At 63.5% G+C, this 18,530-nt stretch carries 17 protein-coding genes; 5 read left to right on the top strand and 12 right to left on the bottom strand.

The genetic code is table 11. The features are described from left to right. Positions 1 to 92: 92 nt before the first annotated feature. Genes OSH12_RS15940 through OSH12_RS15950 form a run of 3 tightly spaced genes read left to right on the top strand, consistent with a single transcriptional unit; the run spans position 93 to position 2,934 of the window. On the top strand, positions 93 to 1,049 hold the full coding sequence (locus OSH12_RS15940; RefSeq protein ID WP_266344575.1) for a TRAP transporter substrate-binding protein: 957 nt from the start codon (positions 93 to 95) through the stop codon (positions 1,047 to 1,049). Between the two features lie 53 nt (positions 1,050 to 1,102). After that, positions 1,103 to 1,657, top strand: coding sequence for a TRAP transporter small permease (locus OSH12_RS15945; RefSeq protein ID WP_266344576.1), 555 nt, complete (start codon positions 1,103 to 1,105; stop codon positions 1,655 to 1,657). Next, complete coding sequence (locus OSH12_RS15950) at positions 1,654 to 2,934, top strand: TRAP transporter large permease (protein WP_266344577.1); 1,281 nt, start codon at positions 1,654 to 1,656, stop codon at positions 2,932 to 2,934. Before OSH12_RS15945 ends, OSH12_RS15950 begins: the two co-directional genes overlap by 4 nt. Before the next feature lie 81 nt (positions 2,935 to 3,015). Here OSH12_RS15950 and OSH12_RS15955 read toward each other — a convergent pair whose 3' ends face one another. From OSH12_RS15955 to OSH12_RS15985, 7 genes are all read right to left on the bottom strand, one after another. Next, positions 3,016 to 3,261 (bottom strand): DUF2160 family membrane protein, encoded by a 246-nt coding sequence (locus tag OSH12_RS15955; protein WP_266344578.1) that lies wholly within the window; start codon positions 3,259 to 3,261, stop codon positions 3,016 to 3,018. Between the two features lie 5 nt (positions 3,262 to 3,266). Continuing rightward, a complete protein-coding gene (locus tag OSH12_RS15960) occupies positions 3,267 to 4,103 on the bottom strand; it encodes a carbohydrate ABC transporter permease (RefSeq protein WP_266344579.1) in 837 nt (278 codons plus the stop codon). Further along, positions 4,100 to 4,981 (bottom strand): carbohydrate ABC transporter permease, encoded by an 882-nt coding sequence (locus OSH12_RS15965; protein ID WP_266344580.1) that lies wholly within the window; start codon positions 4,979 to 4,981, stop codon positions 4,100 to 4,102. Before OSH12_RS15965 ends, OSH12_RS15960 begins: the two co-directional genes overlap by 4 nt. Before the next feature lie 160 nt (positions 4,982 to 5,141). Next, the gene (locus tag OSH12_RS15970; RefSeq protein WP_266344582.1) at positions 5,142 to 6,575 is read right to left on the bottom strand and encodes an extracellular solute-binding protein; all 1,434 of its coding nucleotides are present in this window, start codon (positions 6,573 to 6,575) and stop codon (positions 5,142 to 5,144) included. A gap of 314 nt (positions 6,576 to 6,889) precedes the next feature. Further along, entirely contained in the window at positions 6,890 to 7,813 is a 924-nt protein-coding gene (locus tag OSH12_RS15975; RefSeq protein ID WP_266344584.1) for an AraC family transcriptional regulator, read from the bottom strand. Between the two features lie 177 nt (positions 7,814 to 7,990). Next, positions 7,991 to 8,929, bottom strand: a complete 939-nt coding sequence (locus OSH12_RS15980; RefSeq protein WP_266344585.1) for a threonine ammonia-lyase — start codon at positions 8,927 to 8,929, stop codon at positions 7,991 to 7,993. Beyond that, the gene (locus OSH12_RS15985; protein ID WP_266344586.1) at positions 8,926 to 9,948 is read right to left on the bottom strand and encodes a succinylglutamate desuccinylase/aspartoacylase family protein; all 1,023 of its coding nucleotides are present in this window, start codon (positions 9,946 to 9,948) and stop codon (positions 8,926 to 8,928) included. The genes OSH12_RS15980 and OSH12_RS15985 overlap by 4 nt, the downstream gene beginning before the upstream one ends. A 199-nt stretch (positions 9,949 to 10,147) precedes the next feature. Here OSH12_RS15985 and OSH12_RS15990 point away from each other — a divergent pair, with 199 nt between their 5' ends. Then, positions 10,148 to 11,122 carry an IclR family transcriptional regulator gene (locus tag OSH12_RS15990; RefSeq protein ID WP_266344587.1) on the top strand — a complete coding sequence of 325 codons (975 nt, stop codon included), beginning with the start codon at positions 10,148 to 10,150 and terminating at the stop codon, positions 11,120 to 11,122. 4 nt (positions 11,123 to 11,126) lie between these two features. Here OSH12_RS15990 and OSH12_RS15995 read toward each other — a convergent pair whose 3' ends face one another. The 5 genes from OSH12_RS15995 to OSH12_RS16015 all read right to left on the bottom strand — a co-directional run bounded on the left by OSH12_RS15995 (position 11,127) and on the right by OSH12_RS16015 (position 16,476). Next, positions 11,127 to 11,483 (bottom strand): L-rhamnose mutarotase, encoded by a 357-nt coding sequence (locus tag OSH12_RS15995; protein ID WP_266344588.1) that lies wholly within the window; start codon positions 11,481 to 11,483, stop codon positions 11,127 to 11,129. After that, entirely contained in the window at positions 11,480 to 12,343 is an 864-nt protein-coding gene (locus tag OSH12_RS16000) for a carbohydrate ABC transporter permease (protein WP_266344589.1), read from the bottom strand. The genes OSH12_RS15995 and OSH12_RS16000 overlap by 4 nt, the downstream gene beginning before the upstream one ends. Then, a complete protein-coding gene (locus OSH12_RS16005; RefSeq protein WP_266344590.1) occupies positions 12,340 to 13,275 on the bottom strand; it encodes a carbohydrate ABC transporter permease in 936 nt (311 codons plus the stop codon). Before OSH12_RS16005 ends, OSH12_RS16000 begins: the two co-directional genes overlap by 4 nt. Positions 13,276 to 13,364: 89 nt before the next feature. Then, positions 13,365 to 14,678 (bottom strand): ABC transporter substrate-binding protein, encoded by a 1,314-nt coding sequence (locus tag OSH12_RS16010; protein ID WP_266344591.1) that lies wholly within the window; start codon positions 14,676 to 14,678, stop codon positions 13,365 to 13,367. Between the two features lie 715 nt (positions 14,679 to 15,393). Then, entirely contained in the window at positions 15,394 to 16,476 is a 1,083-nt protein-coding gene (locus OSH12_RS16015; protein WP_266344592.1) for a Gfo/Idh/MocA family protein, read from the bottom strand. Between the two features lie 148 nt (positions 16,477 to 16,624). Here OSH12_RS16015 and OSH12_RS16020 point away from each other — a divergent pair, with 148 nt between their 5' ends. After that, complete coding sequence (locus OSH12_RS16020; protein WP_266344593.1) at positions 16,625 to 18,301, top strand: hypothetical protein; 1,677 nt, start codon at positions 16,625 to 16,627, stop codon at positions 18,299 to 18,301. Positions 18,302 to 18,530: the final 229 nt, after the last annotated feature.

Below are 18,530 nucleotides of genomic sequence, written 5' to 3' on the forward strand. Positions count from 1 at the left end.
CGACAGGAACCGGCGCTGGATCGGACGAGCAGGCCGGTGCGTGCGCGAATGCGGCGTGGCGGAAAAAGAAAAACCACTGAGGGGAATACAGCATGTTGAAGAGACTTCTGGCTGCCGTCTGTGTCGCAGCGATCACCACCGTCTCGGCCCAGGCCGGCGTCACCATCCGCATCGGCGGCGCGGGCTCCGACGACAGCCCGGACACGAAGGCCATGCAGGTCTTCAAGGAGAAGATCGAGGCCGATCTCGGCAGCGACGTTGCGATCGAGCTGTTCCCGGGTTCGCATCTCGGCACCGTCGACGAGATGGTCGAGCAGGTGAAGGGCGGCGTGCTCGAATGCATGTATGAGAGCGTCGGCGATCTTGGCTCGTTCCATCCGGCGGCGAATGCCGAAGGCGTCGCCTATCTCTACCGCGACGAAGACCACTTCTTCCGCATCTGGCGCGGTCCTGTCGGCCAGGAGATCATCGAGTCGATCGCCAAGGACGCCGGGTTCCGCGTCATCGGACCGGCCTATCATGGCTTCCGCCAGTTTCTGGTGACCAAGCCGGCCGACAGCCTCGACGATTTGCAGGGCCGCAAGATCCGCGCCCCCGGCATCCCGGCCTATATCGAGTCGATCCGCGCGCTCGGCGCCAATCCGGCCACCGTTCCGTTCGAGGAAGTCTATACGGCCATCCAGCAGGGCGTCGTCGACGGTGTCGAGCAGCCGCTGGTCGCGATCAAGGACAAGCGCTTCTACGAAGTCGCCAAGCATCTCGTCATGACCAACCACATGGCCGAGACGATGGGCTTCATGTGCGGCGAGGAATGGTACCAGGCGCAGGACGAGCGCACGCGCACGGCCTTCACGAAGGCCGCCGAGGCCAGCGCCGACTGGTATCGCGACTACACCAACAAGTCGCAGGCCGACGTGCTGGCTTCGCTGGTCGCCGATGGCGTCATTGTCCACAAGCCCGACCTGGCGCCGTTCATGGCCAAGGCCGCCACGGCGACCTATGACCCGGCCCTGCAGCCGATCATCGCCAAGATCCGCGCAGTCCAGTAACACCCGGCCCGCCGCGCTCGCGTGGCGGGCTCTTCTTTCCTCTGGGGGTATCGATGACGCGCATCCTCGTCCAGACCGGCAATCTGTTGCGCCGGTTGCTCACTTTTCTGGTCGGGGCGATGCTGCTCGCGATCGTCCTTCTCGTCTGTGTGCAGGTCTTCTCACGCTATTTCATCGGCGCAGCAACGCCGGGCATGGCGGAAATCTGCCGGCTGCTATTCATCTGGCTGACCTTCCTCGGCTCGGCCCTGTTGATCAGCCGGCGCGAGTTGATCGTCATCGACTTCCTGCATGACCGGCTGAATGCCGATCTGTTCAAGCGGCTCGGAATCGTCATCGACCTCGCCACCGCCGTCTTCCTCGTCATGCTGATCATCTATGCGCGCCATCTGATGATCGTCGTCGGCCAGAAGATCGCGCCGGCGACCGGGCTGCCCTTTGCTTGGTTCTATGGCTCAATCGTCGCCTTTGCCGGGCTCGGCCTGTTCTTCATCATCGAGCGCATCCTGACGCCGCGCGCCTCGGCAGAACGCGAGGCCGCGTTCCGGGCACAGGCCGATGCCGCCACTGCCGGCCACGCCGTCTCGACCGAAAGCACCGCATCATGATCATGCTCGGCGTCCTCTCCGTCACCTTCTTGGCGCTCGCCCTGCTGGCGGTGCCGATTGCCATCGCGCTCGGCGTCTCGGCCCTGATCATCGTCGCGATCTGGGGCATGCCGGGCTTCATCCTGGCGCAGAAGATGGTCAACGGCATCGATTCCTTCCCGTTGCTGGCGGTGCCGTTCTTCATCCTCGCCGCTTCCGTCATGAACAGCGGCGGCATCACCACCCGCGTCGTCGACCTGTTCTCGTCGGCGCTGGGCCGCATTCGTGGCTCGTCCGGCGTCGTCAATGTCGGCACCAACGTCTTCCTCGCCGGTATCTCCGGTTCGGCCGTGGCGGACGCATCTGCCTCCGGCGCGCTGCTCATCCCGGAGATGCGGAAAGAAGGCTATTCCGGCGGTTTCGCGGCGGCGCTCACCGCCGGTGCCGCTGTCATCGGCCCGATCATCCCGCCGAGCATTCCGCTTGTCATCTACGGTGTTATCGCCCAGGTCTCGATCACCAAGTTGTTCGTCGGCGCCTATATTCCGGGCCTGATGATCGCCTCGGCGTTGATCGCCTATGTCATCTTCTACGCCAAGAAGCACAATCTTCCGGCGCGCGGCCGCCGTCCCTGGGGCGTGATCGGCAAGCAGTTCAAAGGCAGCGCGTGGGCGCTTTCCATGCCGCTCCTCCTGATCGTCGGGGCCAAGGGCGGGCTCTTCACCGTGACCGAACTCGGCGCGGTGCTGGTGCTTTATGCGATCTTCGTCGGCTGGGTGATCCACCGCGAATTCAAGTGGCGCCTGTTCCCCGGCATGCTCACTGAGGCGGGGCTGCAGACCGCGAACATCATGCTGGTCGTCGCCGTCTCGTCCTTCATCGCCTATCTGGTCGTCGTGCACGGTATCCCGCGCGATATCCAGGCGCTGCTGCACGGCGCGGATCTCGCGCCTTGGGAATTTCTGCTGATCGTCAACGTGATCTTCCTGGTCGCAGGCATGTTCCTCGATTCGACGCCGGCGACGATCATCCTGGTGCCGATCTTCCTGCCGGCCGCGACGAGCTTTGGCATTGATCCCACCCATTTCGGCTTGGTTATCGTGCTGAACCTGATGGTCGGATTGATCCATCCGCCGCTCGGCCTCAACCTGCTGATCACCCAGTCGATCGCCAAGGTTCCGATGCGCGAAGTGCTGTGGGCCAGCTTGCCGATTGTCGGCATCGTGCTCTGCGTGCTGCTGGTCATCACCTTCGTGCCGCAGACCGTGCTCTGGTTGCCGCACGTCATGGGCATGTGATCGGACCAGTCTTGATAACGAAAAGGGGCCGCTCTCCTGCCGGAGGGCGGCCCCTTTTGTTTGGCTTGTACCGTCGAATGGCTAGCCGCGCCTGATTATTATGACGCCCACCACGATCGAGATCGCCGTTGCGACATAGATCGACAACGACTGTTCGACGAAGCGCATCCAGAACAAATGGATGGCGACGAACAGCACGACCGCGATGAAGATGCGGTCGAACAGGTTGGTTTCGATCGGCAGGAAGCCGTCGGGGCGAACGGCGCGCTTTAGCGCGCCGTTGGTGTTTGCAGACTTGCCAGGGGAGCCGGTGAGGTTGCTTGCCATCTCGTTCACCCCTTCACGGCGCCGAAGGTCAGGCCGGCGACGATGTGCTTCTGCACCAGCGCCAGGAAGGCGATCGCCGGGATCAGGGTCAGCATCGCGGTCGCCGCCATCTGGCCCCAGTTGGTGCCGGTAACGGTGACGAATTCGGCGAGGCCCGTGGTGATGGTGCGGGCATGCACGCTCGTCAGCGTCGCGGCGAACAGATACTCGTTCCACGCGAACACCCAGGTCAAAATGCCGGTGACGGCAAGGCCGGGTTTCGCCAGTGGCAGGATGACGTACCAGATCACCTGCCAGGTCTTGGCGCCATCGACATAGGCCGCCTCGTCCAGTTCGTGCGGAATCGCGTCGATAACGCCCCGGAGCGTCCAGATCGCGAAGGGCAGGTTGAACACGCAATAGAGCAGGATCAGCCCGGTGCGCGTGTCGAACAGCTTCCAGTCTCCGACGACGAAGACCTGCGTGTAGAGCAGGAACAGCGGCAGCAGGAAGGCCGCCGGCGGCGCCATGCGGTTGGTGATCGTCCAGAAGAAGATGTTCTCCTTGCCGTGCAGCTTGTAGCGCGTCAGCGCATAGGTGGCGAACAGCGCCAGCACCGTCACGAGGAAGGCGTTCGACGTGGCGACCACGATCGAATTGAACATGTATTTCTGGAAGGTCGGGTCCGTCAGCGTCTTGATGTAATTCTCGGAGAAGAACGTCGTGATGATGAAGTTCGGCTTGCCGAACAGCTCGACGCGGCTCTTCGCCGAGACGATGAACATCCAGTAGATCGGGAACAGCGTCACCAGGCTGGAGACGGTCCAGAACAGGATCGACAGAAGCGGGCGTTGACGGGTCATTCTGGCCTCTTCAGATCGCGGCGCGCGACGAGACCGGCATAGAGCAGCCAGCACATCACGATGGTGAGGTAGAGCGTGATCAGCGACATGGCCGAGCCATAGCCGTAATCCGTCTTGGGAAAGACGACGCGCCAGATATAGAGGCCGATATAGCGGGTGGCCGAGCCGGGGCCGCCGCCGGTCAGCATCCAGACCTCGTCGACGGTGCGCATGGCGTCCATCAGGCGGATGAAAACGGCCGACAGGATCGCCGGCTTCAGCATCGGCAGCGTCACGTACCAGAAGGTCTGGACGCGGTTGGCGCCGTCGATCTGCGCCTGCTCGAACGGCTCCTTCGGCATCGAGGACAGCGCCGCCAGCAGCGTCAGCGTGACGAGCGGGGTCCAATGCCAGATGTCCATGATCACGGTGGTCATGAAAGCCTGGCCGACATAGCGGCTGATCAGGAATTCATAGCCGAACCATTTGTCGAGATAATAGGGGATGGGCCCCAGGCCGGGCACCGTCATCAGCCGCCAGGTGGCGCCGACGGCGACGGGGGCGATCATCAGCGGCAGCGTATGGACCGTCCGGAAGAAGCCCTTGAACGGGAAGTTCTTCATGAACAGCTGCGCCAGCAGATAGCCCAGAATGACCTGGCTCACGACGGCGAAGACGCCGAATTTCAGCGTGTTCCAGAGGGCCATCAGGAAGCCCTTGTCGAACATCAGCTCGCGATAATTGTCGAGGCCGGCAAAACGCATCGTCGGGTCGGCGGCGAAGCTGTTCCAATGGAAGAAGCTGATCACCGTCACATAGACGAAGGGCCAGACGCCGAAGACGAACAGGATCAGGAGGGTCGGGGCGAGAAACAGCCAGCCGACGGTTTGGGAGCGCATGAAGCTGGTTCTCCAGTGGCCACGGGATCTAGGTGTGGCGTAGGCCCGGCGAGGCGGGGCCGTTCCGGCCGGCGCGGTGGCGGCGTCGAAACAGCATGGCAGCGGCAAAACGGATGAGGCGGACGGGTTTCACGTGAATCCCGTCCGCCGTCGTTCCGTCTTACTTGCGGTAGCCGAGCTTGGTCAGTTCGGCTTCGGAGGCCGTTGCCATCTGGTCGAGCGCGTCGGAGGCGGAGAGTTCACCCGTGATCGCCTGATAGAAGATCGGGGCAACCGTCTCGCGAAGCTGGTTGTGGAACGGATAGGGCGGTGCGCCGGCGAACAGCTTGCCCTGGTCGCGCATCAGCGTGTAGTAGCCGTCCGTCTTGGCATCCTGCGCCACGACCTTCGGATCGTCATAGGTTCCCTGGAGCGTGATGCGGGAACCGGCGACGGCCCAATCGGCCTGGACAGAAGGCTGGGCGATGTACTGCAGGAACAGCGCTGCCGCTGCCTTGTTCTTCGACGAGTGCGGGATGCCGAAGGCGCCGCCATCGTAGTAGCCGATATAGCCGGTACCGGCTTCGGCGGCTTCCATGACACCGGCTTCAACCGGCGGCAGGGCAACGCCAACCTTGCCGACAACCTTCGACTTGGTTTCGTCGGTAGCGATCCAGGCGGCGTTCTCGCCATAGACCAGGCCCTGTGCGGCGCGGCCGGCGCCGAAGGTCGCGGCGACCTCATCCCAGGTCGATGCAGTCGATTCCGGCGGTGCGTTCTTCAGAAGGTCGAGCCAGAACTGGAGCGCAGCCTTGGCTTCCGGGCTGTTCATCTTGCCACCATGCTCGACGGTGGCCGCGTAGTTGTTGGAAGCGTCGATGCCCCAGTTGTAGACGCCGAAGGTCGGCGCGACGCTCTCGACATATTCATACCAGGACGACGGATGTCCGGTATTGGCCTGCACCGTCGAACCCCAGAGCTCGATGCCCTTGTCCTTGCCCCACTGGGTAAAGAAGTCGGCGATCTCGGTGTATTCGGCGTGTGTCTTGGCCGGCGCCAGGTCGCGATTGTACTTGGCCTTGAAGGCGGCCAGGACTTCCGGATCCGAGAACAGGTCCTTGCGGTACAGGTAAACCTTGATGAAGGCTTCCATCGGTACGCCGAACAGGTCGCCATCCTTGCCCTTGAAGTAGTTGGCGAAGGTGGTGAAGTTGGCCGGATCGTAATCGGGCGCCTTCAGCTTCGGGTTCTCGGCGATGAATTTGGTCAGGTCGACCAGAAAGTCGCGGCCGAGATAACCGTAAACGGCGTCCTGTTCGATATAGACGAAGTCATAGATGCCCGTATTGGCCTCCATGTCCTTGATCGCCTTGTCGTACATCTGGTCCCAGGACGTCGCCTCGAACTCGACATTGATGCCCGTCGCCTTGGTGAAGGCGGGCGCCAGCACGTCCTTGACGTAGTTGGACGGCGGCGTGCTCTCGGAGACGCCGCGGATCGTCACTCCGGCCAGATCCTTGCCGGCATCGGACCAGAAGTCCGCCTTTGCCGGCGCTACGCCGGCCATCAGGCCCGCCGCAATCGCGCCGAGCATCATACGCTTCAAACCAGACATTCCTCGTCCTCCCTCGGATTGTCGACGGCGATCCGGACTCAACTGCCTCCTCCGAAGCAGGCATGGGCATCGCGCCCATCTCGTGAACCGAACCTCAGACGCGCCAACTCCTCGATGGCGCGCGCCGTATGTTTAGCCTCTCGAAGTTGGCGGGGCTGCTCCGAGCCTCGGACGCACCGACAGTCGGGCCGTTCCACCGCGTACTTCAGATCAAACTGTAGAAGAGCGCGGACCGCGTCACTACGCGTGTTTGCCGCCGCATCTGTACAATTTTGTTGGCCGGCCGATGCGGGATGTATTCCTTTCCGGCGGCTTCAGGCGGTCGCCGCGATGATCTGTTCGAAGCGCGTTATGGTGCCGATACGGCGGGAATCGCGGCGATAGGTCGACGGCGATTGCCCGCAGATCTTCACGAACTGACGGTTGAAATTGGCAACATTGTTGAAGCCGACTTCGAAGCAGATGTCGGTAATCGGCTTCTCCGTCTGGCGCAGCAGGTTGCAGGCGGCGTGGACGCGGGAGCAGTTGACGTAGCGGGCGAAGGTATGGCCGCTCTGCTTCTTGAAAAAGCGCGAGAAGGCGCTCGTTTCCATGCCGCAGAGGCTGGCGACCTTCGACAGTCGGATCTCGCCGGCAAAGTTTTCCAGGATGTGGCTGATCGCGATCTCGAGCTTTTCCGAGGAGCGCGTCTGGGCGACGAAGCTGGGGGCCGCCCGCGACAGGATTTTTCGTTCGCGCGGGGTCTGCGCCAGCAGGGTCATCAGGTCGAGGAACAGCACCAGACGGCGCGGTCCATGCACGCCGCCGATTTCGCGCAAAAGCCGGCGGCCTTCTTCCGCCGTCTCGCCGCCGAACTCGACGCCGCGCGCGGCATCGGCAAACAGGGTCGCGATATCGTCAAATTCCGGGCAGAGGTGGGAGATCTTCTCGGCGAAGGCGGGGCTGAACTGAAGCAGCATGTCGCGATCGGGAATTTGTTCGCCGGGCTGGCTGGCGCTGACCCAGTTATGCGGCAGATCCGGTCCGGTCAGGACGAGACATCCGGCCTGGAAGTCGCCGACATGGTCGCCGATCATCATCTTGCCGTTGCTCGACTGGATCAGGTGCAACTCATATTCGGGATGATGGTGCCACTTGGCCAGATGATGCGGATAATCGTGGACATTCCATCGAAACGATTCCGACGGCGCACAGACGATCACCTCGAAATCGGGCGCGAACCTGCGCTCGAAACCCATGGCAGCCCCTCCTTCTTGGGGGACTACCGTCGACGTTGTTGCCACGTCGGATCCGGTTGGTCCCTGTTCCTCAAGGGCATGGTACCGGATCGCAGATATTCTTCGACTCGAAATAAATCGACGCGCCAAAGCGCTACCGCGCGAGGGCGCGATAGCGTCTGTTTCAAGGGCCTGTAGTCAGACCAGCGCGTCGGGACCGGCGCCGCAGACCAGCGCGCCGACCTTGTGGCCGGCAGGGAAGGTCAGCACCTTCTCGCGCAGCGCCGCGATGGCCGCAGCGCCACTGAGGTCGGCGGCGATCCCCATCTCGAACCAGAGCCAGCGGCTGGCATCGAGCATGGCTTCGTCGGAGACCAGCACGATGTCGTCGACATGATCGCGCACCAGTTCGAACACGCCCGGGTCCGTTTCGGCGCAGGACATGGTGGCGACGCGGCTTGTCACCGAGGGCAGGCGGACGACGCGGCCGGCGTCGAGCGATGCCTTCAGTGTCGGCGAACCCTCCGGCTCGATACCGATGATGCGGACCGACGGCTTCAGCGCCTTGATGGCGACGCCCATGCCGGAGATCAGGCCGCCGCCGCCGATCGCCACCAGCACGGTGTCGACGTCCGGGATCTCTTCCAGCAGTTCCAGCGCCGTCGTGCCCTGGCCGGCGATGACGGCGGGGTCGGCGAAGGGATGGAAATAGGCGGCGCCGTTTTCCTTTGCGAAGGCGAGGGCGTGCAGGTTCGTCTCGTTCCAGATATCGCCGATGATCTCGACCGTCGCGCCCCAGCGCTTCAGCTTGTCGACCTTGGCCGGCGTGATGCTCTTTGGCACGAAGATCGTCGCCGGGACGCCGGCGAGTTTCGCCGCGCGCGCCGTGGCGAGGCCGTGATTGCCGCCGGAAGCCGTGACGACGCCGCCGGCCAGTTCTTCCTTGCGCGTGGTCAGCAGCTTGTTGGTGGCGCCGCGCGCCTTGAACGAGCCGGTCGGCTGCAGGCATTCGAGCTTCAGCCAGAGGTCCGCCTCGGTCACGGGCTCGGCAAGCGCCTCGGCACGGATATTCGGCGTCCGGCGAATATGGGGCGCGATCCGCTTGGCAGCGGCCTGGATGTCTTCGAGTTGGATCATTTCAGTGAACCACCATAGGGCGAGGCGACGACGAGGCAGCAATTGCCGGGACGGACCCGGCCGGGCTGGCGACGACCATAGAGGATGCCGTCGGCAGCGTAAGTGAGCTCCGCCGGCTTGCGGTCGGGATGCGACAGGAAGTGAATGCGCCCGGCCGGCTGGCCGCGCGATACCATCGTGCCGTTCTTGTGGAAGGGCTCGAACACGCCGTCATCATCGGCCAGCACGAAGGCGTCCGAGCCCGGCAGTTCGAACAGGCGCTGTTCATGGCGCGGCGCCGTTGCCATTTCCGGCGGCAGGACGCCCAGATGCGACAGCACGTTGCGGACGCCGCGGCGGCAGATATTGAGCGCGTCGATCGAGACCGTTCCAGCGCCCGCCATTTCCGTGCCGACCACGGTCAGCCCGGCGCGGGCGGCCGAGGCGGTCGCCGTGCGGTGGTCGCCGCGATTGTCGATGACGACGATCAGCGGTGCGTCGAAGGCGGTGACGGCGGCGACGTTCTTGGCGTGCTGGACGGGATCTGCGACGGGCTCGATCACCGAACTCGGCATCAAATCGAGCGACGAACCGCCGGAATGCAGGTCGAGAAAAGCGTCACCCATCGGGAACAGCGCGTCGTTGACGAAGGCCGAGATCTGCTGGGTCGCGGTGCCGTTGGCGTCGCCCGGAAAGGTCCGGTTCATGTTGAGGTCGTCGATCGGCGAGGTGCGGCGCGCTTGCAGGACTGCCGGCAGGTTGATCGCCGGGATGAAGATCAGCCGGCCAGCGACCTGACCGGGGTCGAGATCGCGGATCAGTTCGCCGAGCGCGATCGGCCCTTCATATTCGTCACCGTGATTGCCGCCCTCGAGAATGACGGTCGGTCCGACGCCGTTCTTGATGACGGCGAGCGGTACGCGGATCACACCCCAGGCGTCGTCATGGACAGAGAGCGGCAGATTGAAATAGCCGCTCTGCTTGCCGTCCTTGTCGAAGTCGACGGTGCATTGTGCCAGTTGTTTAGCTTTCAGGCCCATTTTCTGCTCTGTGCGGGGACGACGAAGGGATTGCGAGCGAGGGGAGACGGTTGGCTCGGCGGATAGCGGCAAGCCTAGTTTCTATCACTGATGATATCAAGAGTTGATATGTGATACGGTTGACTGGCATGCTGGACGCAGAATCCATCTTGCGTGTCGGTGCAAGCCCGGCGATGACCTGCACCAAAGGAGAAGCGCCATGACAACTGCCAAGCGGCCATCCGGCGGGAAGACTTCCGACGCGACGAAATTGGTCGGTTCGGCGGCTTTGCTCGCAGACGAGGTGGTGAAGCCGGCCAAGGGTGCGAAACCTGCCAAATTGAGCGGGGTCAAGGCAGCGGCGACTTCCAAGGCAACCGCCGGGGCGGTGGCGAAGCCGACCTACAGCGTCCCGGCCCTGGAAAAGGGCCTCGACGTGCTCGAACTGCTCGCCAGCCTTTCCGAAGGTGTGACGCCGAGCCAGATCGCGCAGCAGCTTGGCCGTTCCCTGCAGGAGGTCTACCGCGTTGTCGTCGCGCTGGAACGGCGCGGCTACATCCAGCGCCCGCCGGGCGAGGAAAGCCTGGTTCTGTCGACCAAGCTGCATGATCTTTCGTATCGCTTTCCGCCGATGCGCCGGCTGATTGACGTGGCGCGACCGATCATCAATCGCGCGGCGATCGAAGCCTATCAGGCGTTCCATCTGGCGGTGCTTGACGGCGTATCGATCCGCGTCGTCGCCCAGGTCGACAGTCCCGCGCCGCTCGGATTTCGTCTGCGCGTCGGTACCCAGAACCCAGCGATCCGCACGGCGTCCGGCCGTCTTCTGATCGCCTATCAGTCGCCGTCGATGCAGGAATGGCTGTTCGAGGCAATCGGCCAGACCGCGCCGAAAAGCGAGGTCGACTGGCTCAAGAAGCGTGTCGAGGTCGTGCGCTCGGTCGGTTACGAGATGATCGTCGGCGAGGCGCTGAAGGGCATCACCGATATCAGCTTCCCGATCCTGGATGCAGAGGGCCATGCCCCGGCTGTCCTGACCATGCCGTTCCTCGCCTCGGCGACCGAGAAGGTGCCGATGGAGGACGCGGCGCGAGTGCTGTACGAAGCAGCCGCCAACATCACCACCCTGTTCGGCGGCCATCTGGCCGAGCCGCGCTTTCCGCTCGCCAATACCGGCGGTCCTGTCGGCGGCTAGACTGTCACGCGTCACGATCGGGCCGCACGGCAAGGCGAAACACTTCTTCGAGCCAGAGCGGCTCGCCATCTGATGTCTCGTAGCTTTCGAACAGATGCGACAGCGTCGCGGTCCAGCGCTTCTGGATCGCGCTCGCCTGCATGATCGCTTCCGCCGCGCGGTAGCCGTTGCGACCGCGCAGGCGCGAAATGACGATCTCCTCATGCCGCCAGATCTGATAGTCCTCGAAGCCGGCCGCCTCGATTTCTGCCAGCAGTTCCGGCCAGACTTCCGCGTGCCAGCGGTCATATTCGGGGCCGGCGCCGGGTTTCAGCCGGTAGAGGAACATCACCGGCTCTCCCGGTTTCGGATCGCGTTTCATCGGACGGCTCCCGCGATGGCGCCGGACAGGATCTGGCGCTGGAACAGCATGTAGACGACGATGACCGGCGCCAGGGCGATGATGAGTCCGGCGCTGATCAACGGGATCGAGACGTCGTATTGGCCCGAAAGCAGTGCGACGCCGACCATCAGCGTCTTCTTGTCGGAGCCGCCCATGATCACCAGCGGCAGCAGCAAATCGTTCCACATCCAGACGAAGTTGAGGATCGACAGGGCGGCGATGGCCGGCGTCGAGATCGGCAGCAGGATCGAGAACAGGATGCGGATGTCGCCGGCGCCGTCGAGCCGTGCCGCCTCGATCAGTTCGTCGGGAATGGCGCGGAAATAGGCCGACAGCAGATAGGTGCCGAGCGGCAGGCCGAAGGCGGCATAGGCGAGGATCAAACCCTGATAGGTGCCGCCAAAGCCGAGATCGAGGATGGTCTCGTAAAGCGGATAGATGATCACCTGGCTCGGGATCACCAGCATCGCAATGATGAACAGGAAGATATAGTTGCCGCCGCGCATCTTCAGCTTGGTGACGGCGTAGGCGATGAACAACGCCGCGACGGTGGAGAGGACAAGTCCGCCCGCCGTCGTGATCAGGCTGTTCAGCAGCAGGCGCGGCACCTGCATGCGCTGGAATGTCTCGATGTAGTTGTCGAAGGTCAGATCGGTGAAGAAGCCGAGCGGATCGGCCGAATAGGCGGCGCGCGTCTTCATCGAGTTGATCACCGTGAAGATCAGCGGATAGAGCGTCACCACGGCGAGTATGACGAGGATGCCGGTGACGATCCATCGCGTCAGCATGATGCGCATCGAGGAGACAATCGCTTTCTGGGAGGAGGCCGGACGGGTCATTTGCGCTGGCTCCCTTCGATATACATGCGGCGGACAACGAAGGCCGAAACGAGGGCGACGAAGACGAACAGCGCCATGCCGATGGCCGCGCCCAGGCCGCGATCGAGAAACTGGAACGTCGTTGTAAACACAAGGAATTCAGGCAGTACCGTCGCTGTTCCCGGCCCGCCCTTGGTGAGCGCGTAGATCAGCGGGAACATCCAGATCAGGATGCCGGAAGTGCACAGCACAGCCCAATAACCGATCACCGATTTGAGCAGCGGCATGATGATGTAGACGAGCAATTGCCAGAAGCGGGCGCCGTCCAACTTGGCCGCCTCGACCACTTCTTCCGATACGGTCGAAAGGCCGGAGAGATAAGTCAGCACGCCGAGGCCGAAGAAGCTCCACAGGGCTACGGCGGTCAGCGCCAGCAGGGCGCTGGTCGGGCCGTTCAGCCATTCGATGGCGAGCGGGGCCAGACCGATGGCGCGCAGCACCGCATTCAACGGGCCGTCCGGCGCCAGGATCTGGCGGAACATGATGCCGACGACGATCGGCGCGATAATGTAGGGCAGGAAGAACGCGGCGCGAAAGAACTTCCAGCCCGGCGTCTTCTGGAACAGCAGGAAGGCAAGCACCAGCGGCAGGATGATCCAGACCGGCAGCGTCGCGAAGGCGATCAGCGCGTTGCGGAACGAGTCATGCACCGAGGGATCGCTCAGCATGGTGCGGTAGTTGGCGAGGCCCGCGAAGGTCGGATCCTCGAAGCCCCGTGTCTCCAGGAAGCTCAACCAGATGCCGCGCAGTAGCGGCACCAGCTTGAACAGGATCGCCAGCGCCAGTCCGGGCAGCACGAACAGCAGCGCGATCAGCGTCTCCCTGCGGATGAAGGGTCGCCTTGCGACCTCCGCCCGGTTCGGTCGCGACGCCAGATTGGCCAGTTCAGCCATCGAAATTCCTGCCTGTTGTAGGGAGAGACGGGGAGGGCGGCGGAGCGCGCCGTCCTCCCTTTTCGTGTTAGCGGTCCGTTAACGATCTGTTACTGGCGCTTGCTCGGGCTCTGCTCGAGCGCCTTCTGCATGCGGCCGGTCCAGTCTTCGATCGACAGGCGGCCGAGGCTGACTTCCTGCCAGCCGCGCGCGAGCGCATCGGCTTCCTGGCCGGAGAGCAGAACGCCGGCATGCAGCGTCGGCTTCTTGATGATCTCGAGGATCTGGGTGAGCGCCTCGGACTTCGGCAGGATCGACGGGTCGACATTCTTGTTGAGCGAGATGCCACCGGCAATCGAACTCAGCAGGGCGGCGTTTTCCTTGCCGGCGATGAACTTGACGAAAGCGAAGCCGGCTTCCTTCTTCTCGCTCCAGGACGACACGCCGAACACCGAGCTCTCAATGCCGGAGAAGCTGCCGGCCAGCGGCGCGTCGGCGACGATGGTCGGCCAGCGCATGGCGCCGAGGTTTTCATCGCCGAGGATCTTGCCGAAGGCGGCCCAGTTCGCCGCGTCCGAGATGATCGTGCCGGCAAAGGCGGCATTGCCGCTCTGGAAGATGTCGGCGCCGTCCGGCAGCATGGTGATCGAGGGCGCGCTGGAATTGGTCCAGCCCGCCTGCGTGATCGAGGCGAGGCCCTTGAGGATGTTGACCATCTTCGGGTCGGTCCAGGGCATCTTGCCGGCGAGCATGGCGCGCATGTCGTCTTCGGTCAGGTAGTTTCGCGCAATCTCGGGGAAGTTCCAGTAGGCCGGGAAGACGCCGGAGAGGCCGATGGCGAGGCAGGTCTTGCCGACAGCCTTCACCTTCTCGCAAGCCGCGCCCATCTCGTCCCAGGTCTTTGGCGGGTTGGCGGCGTCGAGGCCGGCTTCCGCCAGGACCTTCTTGTTGTAGTACATGACGTTGCCCTGATAGCCGAAGGGCAGGCCGTAGCAGGGCTTTGTGGTGTCGAAGTTCAGGCAGCCGCCGCTATAGGTGATCAGGTCCTTGCCGGCTTCCAGAACTTCGGGCGGCAGCTCTTCATAGGCGCGGCGGCGGTCAAACAACTCCAGGCCGGCGTTGTTTTCCATCACGTCGGGGCCGCTCTTGGTCGTGATGTAGGGGCCCTGGACTTCCGGATAGCGGTCGAACGGCACGGTCTCCAGCTCGACCTTGATGGTCGGGTTGAGCTTCTCGAACTCGGCGACGAGCGCCTTCCAGTAATCGGCGCCGCCCGGCTCCCAGTTCAGCACGCGGATCGTCGTGACGTCCTGCGCCTGCGCGGCCTGACCGGCGAAGGCCGTCATCGAGGCGAAGGCAAGGCCGGCGAGCATGGTGCGGACGGATCGGCTTCGCTTGCCGGTCGCAAATGGTGTTGGCTTCATTGTCGGTCCCTCTGTCTGGTTTGGTCGCGCGCTGTTCTGGAATCGAACCTCGATCGTGCCGACGGCTTTGCGCCATCGGGGTCGATCTGGCCTGTCAGTCGGGTCGCCGAGCGGCACGCTTCCACTGCCGCCATCGCTCCCGCGAGGCAGTCGATAGAAGGCGCGATAGAAGCGGTCAGCATCCCTGTCACCCCGCCACGGCCGCCTCCCTTGAAGCGGGATTTTTGTGCGGCCATGCGGCAACGCTAGCACACCAGTTTTTCTATTGAAATAGTAATTTCCTATAAGAAAGCGCAGATGTGCGATGGCGCGATCTGCCACGCAGAAGCGCCACGCCGCGCGGGTGGCGGCGAGGCAAGTCATTTAAAAGATTGAGAGATATCCGCCGCCGGCCGCTTGCCGACTTCCTCACAAGGAGAGGTCAGAGCGCAGCTTCTGATCCTCCATGCGGATCAACCCGCTCCGCCCTCATCCTGAGGTGCTTCGCGTCAGCGAAGCCGAAGGAGGCTCCAGCCGGGCATTCCGGCTTGCAAACGAAATTGGAAGTCCGACGATCGAAGCGTTCTCTGGACCCTCCTTCGAGGCCCGGCTTTGCCGGGCACCTCAGGATGATGGTTGAGTGCTTCGACTTAGGGCAGGCCACTCAGGATGATGGTTGAGTTCTTCGAATTGTGGCCCGCTCCTCAGGGAGAGGTGAAGAACCGCGGCAGAGCCTCTACACCGCCTGGGGAACAATGCCGCCGAGGCGGCTCGAAGCGAGGCAGGCGTCGACGAGCGCCATGGTGCGGATCGAGTCGTGCACGTCGGTGTCGAGCACGCTGTCTTCGCCGGCGGCGAAGCGCTGCAGGTTCGACATCACTGCGCCGAAGGCGTCGGGAACGCGCTCGCCAACCAGCGGGACTTCCGTCCATTCGCCGCCCTCGACGATGATTTCGAGCTTCTCCGGCACGGGCTTCAGATAATCGTGCAGATAGCCGAGGTCGAGATGGGCGCAGCCCTTGGTGCCCTCGACCCGGATGGTCGCGTCGATGTGCTTCGGGCCGTAATTATAGGTGTGGTTGAGCGACAGGTTGCAGCGCGCCTTCGGACCGTAGTCGAGGATGATGCTCGAACGGGCGTCCTTGAGGTCGGGATAGCGCGGATGCGGCACCGCCTTGGCATAGACGCTGTCCGGTTCGCCGAGGATCGAACGGATCCAGTCGAGATAATGGATCGAATGCAGCGGGATCTCGACGGCTTCGAGATGCGGGATGAACGACCACATCTCCCACGGCATGTAGATGGCAAGCCGCACTTCCAGCTCGACGATGTCGCCGAGCAGTCCGCGACGGACGGCGTCGCGGATCGCCAGCATGGAGGGCGTGTAGCGGAGCTGGAAATTGGTGGCCGCGGTGATTTTTCTGGCGTCGATCACGGAGAGGATCTGGCGCGCGGCGGCGAGGTTGGCGCCGAGCGGCTTCTGGATCAGGGCGACGCTGCCGACCGGCAATTGCTGGACGGCGCCGAGGATAGCCACCGGCGGCAAGGCGAGGTCGAACACCGTATCGTCAGGGCGGGCGGCGATGGCGGCGGCCATGCTTTCATGCACGACCGGAATATCGAACTGCGCGGCGACGGCGCGGGCCTTTTCCTGGTCGAGATCGAAGATGCCGGCGACCGGCAGGCCGATCTTGCGATAGGCGGGCAAATGGGCGCTGGTGACGATGTCGCCGGCGCCGATCAGGGTGATCGGTCGCGGATGGCTCGGCATCGGCCAGGTCTGTTCGAGTTCCAAACCCGTTGCATTCAAGCCAGCCATTCCATCCCCCAACTGCCGCCGAAAGACTTCGGAAGCTGCATTCCAAAAAATATCACTGACGATAGTCTACGTTGATATTTGATATTAGATGGGTAATCCTGTCAACAACGCGGCGGCGCCGCGAACACGCCTTGAGGAGGATGACGGGATGGTTGGTACGGGTGACGTTCGGATCGCGGGACGGGTCGGGCTCGAGCATGGCGAACGGCATGTGCATGCGGCGCGGCGGCTTCGCGCGGCGTTTCCGATGCTCGAATTCGTGCCGCTCGCCGCGGCAACTTCGGGACTTCCGGTCATCCGTCTGGTCGAGGACAAGTCGCAGGCCGAGGGCGCTTTCACGCTGACGGTCAAGCCGAAGGATGGCTCGAACGCCGAGATCACGATCGCCGGCGGCCCGTTCTCCGGCGTCATCTATGGCGCGGAAGAGCTGATTTCTCGCGCCAAAGTCGAGGGGGGCGGCATCCTTGTCCCGACCGGCGAACGCCGTGTCGCGCCGGGTCTGGCGTATCGCACCTTCTGGACCTGGGACCATTCGACCAACTGGGAATTGTCGCAGGTCGGCCATCAGGAAATCGGCGTCTTCAATCCCTATGGCAAGCCGCCTGCGGGCTTCCTCGGCGACTATACGCGCCTCGTCGATTTCGCCAGCCGCAACCGCATCCCCTCCGTCGTCATCTACGGCTTCCTGCGCAATTCGCATGGTGGCATCGAGGCGGCGAAGGAGCTCTGCCGCTATGCGACCGAGCGCGGCGTGCGCATCGTGCCGGGCATCGCCATCGGCTCCTATGGCGGCGTCTACTGGGAGGGCGATCACCCCTATAACCTCGCGACCTGGCTGAAGAAAAACCCGCAGCATGCCGCCAGCATGGAAAAGGGCGTCGGCTTCCAGATCGCCGATCTCGACTTCCCGCTCAATTTCCCCCGCTCCGACTACACCATGAGCGCCTGCCCGAGTGCGCCGGAGACGATGGACTGGATGGAGGAGGCGGTCTCCTGGCTCGCCGACACGTTTGAAATCGGCGGCGTCAACATCGAAAGCGGCGACTATGGCGTCTGCGGCTGCGCGCGCTGCGTCGCCCGTCGCAACAACGAGGCCGAGGCCGCCCGCCGCGTCGATGATCATGGCGATAGCTGGTCGCATACCGACATGGCCGAGAACTTTCCGCGCCTCTACCGCGCGGCGAAGGCGAAGAAGCCGGACGCCTGGATCTACAGCGAGCTGCAGTGGGACAATCTGTTCGATCCGGTCGCGCATGATGCGCAGCGCAACATGCCGCAGGGCGCGATCTACCAGCACACCACCAACCGCACCTTCTGGGGCCGGTTGCAGAAGGAACTCACGCGCGCCGATGTGGAAAAACTGCCGACGCAGCCGAACGTGCTGCGCTGCCAGTTCGCCTGCCAGTGGAACGGCGACCGTCGCACCGAGCGCTATGCCTTCAACGGCCGCACCTTTGCTGACATGAACAAGTTCTGCGCCGATGTCGGTATGCAGGGCCTGACCGTCTGGGGCGAGCCTTCGCCCTATCATGCGACGGTCGAGCTTTCCTATCTCGCCTTCGCCCGCTTCGGCTACGAGCCGACGCTCGAGTGGGATCGCTTCATCGCCGAGGACGCCGCGCCGCTGTTCGGTAGCGTGGCAGCAGCCGAGCGCTTCGTCGCCGTCGCTGAGGAACTGGACGCGAATATCGAGCTGCCGGTCGAGAGGCTCAAGGCGCTGAAGGGCGAGGCCCGCGAGGCATCGCGCCATGCCGACGACGAAGTCTCGCGCCGCTGGCTGAGCCTGGAAGACCAGATTTCCCGCCGCGTGTTCATGGGGCGGTAGGGGGCACCCTCACTGCGTATCCGTAAACTCGACCAGCATCCTGAGGTGCCCGGCAAAGCCGGGCCTCGAAGGAGGGTCCAGCGAACGCTCCTTGCTCCGCTGGAGCCTCCTTCGAGGCTTCGCTCACGCGAAGCACCTCAGGATGATGGCGGAGCGGGTTGGTCTGTTCGGAAGTCTAAACAAAAAAGGGCCCCGGCGGGGAAACGCCGGGGCCTTCGTGCCGTATGCC

Origin of the sequence: Kaistia terrae (assembly GCF_026344005.1) — a bacterium.
GTDB lineage: Bacteria > Pseudomonadota > Alphaproteobacteria > Rhizobiales > Kaistiaceae > Kaistia > Kaistia terrae.

Coding starts and splice junctions, on each gene's coding strand:
- OSH12_RS15940 (WP_266344575.1), top strand. CDS start 93: ATGTTGAAGAGACTTCTGGCTGCCGTCTGTGTCGCAGCGATCACCACC.
- OSH12_RS15945 (WP_266344576.1), top strand. CDS start 1,103: ATGACGCGCATCCTCGTCCAGACCGGCAATCTGTTGCGCCGGTTGCTC.
- OSH12_RS15950 (WP_266344577.1), top strand. CDS start 1,654: ATGATCATGCTCGGCGTCCTCTCCGTCACCTTCTTGGCGCTCGCCCTG.
- OSH12_RS15955 (WP_266344578.1), bottom strand. CDS start 3,261: ATGGCAAGCAACCTCACCGGCTCCCCTGGCAAGTCTGCAAACACCAAC.
- OSH12_RS15960 (WP_266344579.1), bottom strand. CDS start 4,103: ATGACCCGTCAACGCCCGCTTCTGTCGATCCTGTTCTGGACCGTCTCC.
- OSH12_RS15965 (WP_266344580.1), bottom strand. CDS start 4,981: ATGCGCTCCCAAACCGTCGGCTGGCTGTTTCTCGCCCCGACCCTCCTG.
- OSH12_RS15970 (WP_266344582.1), bottom strand. CDS start 6,575: ATGTCTGGTTTGAAGCGTATGATGCTCGGCGCGATTGCGGCGGGCCTG.
- OSH12_RS15975 (WP_266344584.1), bottom strand. CDS start 7,813: ATGGGTTTCGAGCGCAGGTTCGCGCCCGATTTCGAGGTGATCGTCTGT.
- OSH12_RS15980 (WP_266344585.1), bottom strand. CDS start 8,929: ATGATCCAACTCGAAGACATCCAGGCCGCTGCCAAGCGGATCGCGCCC.
- OSH12_RS15985 (WP_266344586.1), bottom strand. CDS start 9,948: ATGGGCCTGAAAGCTAAACAACTGGCACAATGCACCGTCGACTTCGAC.
- OSH12_RS15990 (WP_266344587.1), top strand. CDS start 10,148: ATGACAACTGCCAAGCGGCCATCCGGCGGGAAGACTTCCGACGCGACG.
- OSH12_RS15995 (WP_266344588.1), bottom strand. CDS start 11,483: ATGAAACGCGATCCGAAACCGGGAGAGCCGGTGATGTTCCTCTACCGG.
- OSH12_RS16000 (WP_266344589.1), bottom strand. CDS start 12,343: ATGACCCGTCCGGCCTCCTCCCAGAAAGCGATTGTCTCCTCGATGCGC.
- OSH12_RS16005 (WP_266344590.1), bottom strand. CDS start 13,275: ATGGCTGAACTGGCCAATCTGGCGTCGCGACCGAACCGGGCGGAGGTC.
- OSH12_RS16010 (WP_266344591.1), bottom strand. CDS start 14,678: ATGAAGCCAACACCATTTGCGACCGGCAAGCGAAGCCGATCCGTCCGC.
- OSH12_RS16015 (WP_266344592.1), bottom strand. CDS start 16,476: ATGGCTGGCTTGAATGCAACGGGTTTGGAACTCGAACAGACCTGGCCG.
- OSH12_RS16020 (WP_266344593.1), top strand. CDS start 16,625: ATGGTTGGTACGGGTGACGTTCGGATCGCGGGACGGGTCGGGCTCGAG.